Source organism: Mycobacteriales bacterium (assembly GCA_036497565.1).
In the GTDB taxonomy this organism is placed as follows: domain Bacteria; phylum Actinomycetota; class Actinomycetes; order Mycobacteriales; family QHCD01; genus DASXJE01.
Window position 1 is genome coordinate 1 of sequence record DASXJE010000221.1, and the last position, 2864, is coordinate 2864.

4 protein-coding genes are annotated in these 2864 nt (G+C 67.8%); 3 read left to right on the top strand and 1 reads right to left on the bottom strand.

What is annotated here, in order from left to right; genetic code table 11:
* A partial coding sequence (locus VGH85_17935) for a LuxR family transcriptional regulator (GenBank protein HEY2175691.1) occupies positions 1–221 on the bottom strand: 221 nt, incomplete at its 3' end.
* A 178-nt stretch (positions 222–399) separates the two neighbouring features.
* Here VGH85_17935 and VGH85_17940 point away from each other — a divergent pair.
* From VGH85_17940 to VGH85_17950, 3 genes are all read left to right on the top strand, one after another.
* The gene (locus VGH85_17940; GenBank protein HEY2175692.1) at positions 400–963 is read left to right on the top strand and encodes a dihydrofolate reductase family protein; all 564 of its coding nucleotides are present in this window, start codon (positions 400–402) and stop codon (positions 961–963) included.
* Between the two features lie 222 nt (positions 964–1185).
* Positions 1186–1869: an alpha/beta hydrolase gene (locus VGH85_17945; protein ID HEY2175693.1), complete on the top strand. Its 684-nt coding sequence runs from the start codon at positions 1186–1188 to the stop codon at positions 1867–1869.
* A gap of 89 nt (positions 1870–1958) precedes the next feature.
* A complete protein-coding gene (locus VGH85_17950) occupies positions 1959–2804 on the top strand; it encodes an SGNH/GDSL hydrolase family protein (GenBank protein ID HEY2175694.1) in 846 nt (281 codons plus the stop codon).
* Positions 2805–2864: the final 60 nt, after the last annotated feature.

The following is a 2864-nucleotide window of genomic DNA, read 5'->3' on the forward strand; positions in this document are numbered from 1 at the left end:
GGGTAGTCGCCGCGTTCCTCCGACAGCTGGAAGACCCGGGCCCGCAGGCCGATGCTCTGCTCCTCGTCGCCGATCAGGTACGCCGCGACGGCGTAGCGATCGAGGTCATCAACGTCGAGCCGGGTGTCCTGATCCGCCTCGAGGAAGCTGTCGCGGGCCGTCGACCACTCGCCGCGGGCGAAAGCCGCCCGGGCGACGTCGAGCGTCCCAGATCGTGACATTCCGCTCCCTGCCCCCGTGACCGAACGGTGGTTGCCTCACAGCTTGGCGCGAAAGACCGTCCGGGTGCGGGCCAATCCCGATCTGGTCGGGTTTTGCAGCTGCGCTGTCGAAACGGTGCCGGGCCGTTCGACGCATGGGTGACTACCGACGACGTACCCGAGAGAGGGACAACTGAGCATGGCACTCATCGAGGCCTACATATCCATGTCAGCGGACGGCTACGTGACTGGTCCGGGGCTCGACCGGGAGCCGGGCCTGGGCGAGGGCGGCAAGGTGCTGCACGAGTGGTTCGCCCACGACGAGGGCCGGCCGTACCTCGACGAACTCTTCGCCGTCTCCGGCGCCGTGGTGACCAGCCGGAAGGTCTACGAGATCACCGGTGGGTGGGGCGAGGACGGCTTGTACCGGATGCCGGTGTTCGTGGTCACCCATCGACCGGAGGGCCAGGTGGTGAAGGGCGATACGACGTTCACGTTCGTCACCGACGGCATCGACGCCGCGCTCACGCAGGCTGCCGAGGCGGCCGGGGACAAGCGGGTCTACGTCATGGGCGGTGCGAGCATCATCCAGCAGTCGCTGCGGTCCGGGCTGCTCGAGCAGTTGCAGCTGCACATCGTGCCGGTGCTGCTGGGCGCGGGCACCCGCCTGTTCGACCATCTCGGCGGCCCGATCCAGCTCGAGCACCTGGCGACGGCCGACACACCCGGGGCCACTCACCTGACCTACCGGGTGCTCCGATAGCCCGGCTCGAACGGCCGCGCCGGCCGGCGGGTGCACCCCCCGCGGACCACCCGCCGGTCGGCAGTCGACGGCCGGTCGCGCGGCCGCGCTACAGACGCTAGGTCTGTAGCCGGCGCGAACACGTCACCCCTTTCGGGTGAGAGTCCAATGCCGTATCGGTCCGATGGCGGGGCGTGACACCGTGGCGGCATGGTCGAGGTGTCGGAATCACCAGGAGGCGAAATGAGTGGCGCGATCCCTGTCGCATTGATCCCCGGCGCGGGAGGGCGGGCCTGGCTGTGGCATCTCGTGGAAGCCGACCTGCGGTCGCGCGGATTCGACGCGTTCGCGGTCGACCTGCCCGCCGACGACCCGGACAAAGGCCTGCCTGACTACGCGGAGTCCGTCCTCGCAGCGATCGGCGGCCGCACTGATGTCGCGATCGTTGCGCATTCTTTGGGGGCGTTCACCGCACCGCTCGTGTGGCAGCGCGTCCCAACCCGTCAGGTCGTGTTCTTCAATGCGATGATTCCGCTTCCCGGGGAGACGCCCGGCGGGTGGTGGGACAACGTGGGCTCGGAGCCGGCGCGTACGGCGGCGGCCGAGCGCGACGGCTACCCGGCTGCGTTCGACCTGGACACCTACTTCATGCACGACATCCCGCCCGACATCGCGGCCGAAATGCACGGGCGAGAAACGCCGCAGTCGGATGGACCGTTCGGCGATGTCTGCACCTTCGAACGTTGGCCCGACATCCCGATCGGCGCCGTCGCCAGCCGCGACGACCGCTTCTTCCCGCTCGACCTGCAACGGCGTATCGCCCGCGACCGACTCGGCGTCGACGTGCAGGTCGTGCCGGGCGGCCATCTGTCCGCACTGAGCCACCCGGCCGAACTATCCACAGTCCTCGCCGAGACTCTTCTCTGAGCTCGCGTCTGCGGTTACATTCCTCGCAGTAGTTGAGAGGCCTCAAGCACGGGCGGTCAGCGTGTCGGAAGCTGTAGTGAGGGGTCCACATGGTCAGGCTTGCGCGTGCCCTGGTGCTTCCGCTGGTCGTGGTCTTCTCGCTGCTGGTCGCCTCCCCCGCCGGTGCGCAGACACCACTCCCCAGCAGCATGGCGTCCCTCGGCGACTCGATCACCCGCGCCGCCGATGTGTGCTGTTGGTACGGCGACCATCCGCACGAGTCGTGGTCGACCGGCGACAATCCCATCGACGGTATCCACAGCCAGTACGAACGCCTCCAGGCCGTGAATCCCGCCATCTCCGGCCACGCATACAACGACGCGGTGAGTGGCGCGAAGGCGAGCGATCTGGCGGCTGAGGTCGCCGCGGCAGTGGCGCAGAAGCCCGACTACGTGACCCTGCTGATCGGCGCCAATGACCTGTGTACGTCGTCCGCGGCGACCATGACGTCGACGGATACCTTCGCCAGTCAGGTCAATACGGCGCTCGCAACGTTGCACAAAGCATTGCCGGCCGCGCACATCTTCGTGAGCAGCATCCCCAACCTCTACCAACTGCGGTCGGTGCTGCACGGCAATTGGCTCGCGCGGGCGGTGTGGTCCACAGCCGGCATCTGCCAGTCGATGCTCGCTTCGTCCGACACCGAGTCGCAGCGCCAGCAGGTCGTTGCGCGGGAGGCGGCGTTCAACGAGATCCTGTCCAACGCTTGCGATCAGTACGCGCAATGCCGGTGGGACGGTTACGCGACCTACCACTACGCCTTCGCCGCCGACCAGATCAGCAAACTCGACTTCTTCCACCCTGATGTCAGCGGACAGAAAGCCCTGGCCGAGCTCACCTGGAACGCGTCCTGGTGGGGTGCCGGAGCAGCGGCTCAGCCCGGCCGCCAGGAGTAGTCGAGGCGGCGGGCGAATTCGACGTAACCGGCCCGGCGGAACGCCTCCGACAGATAGCGA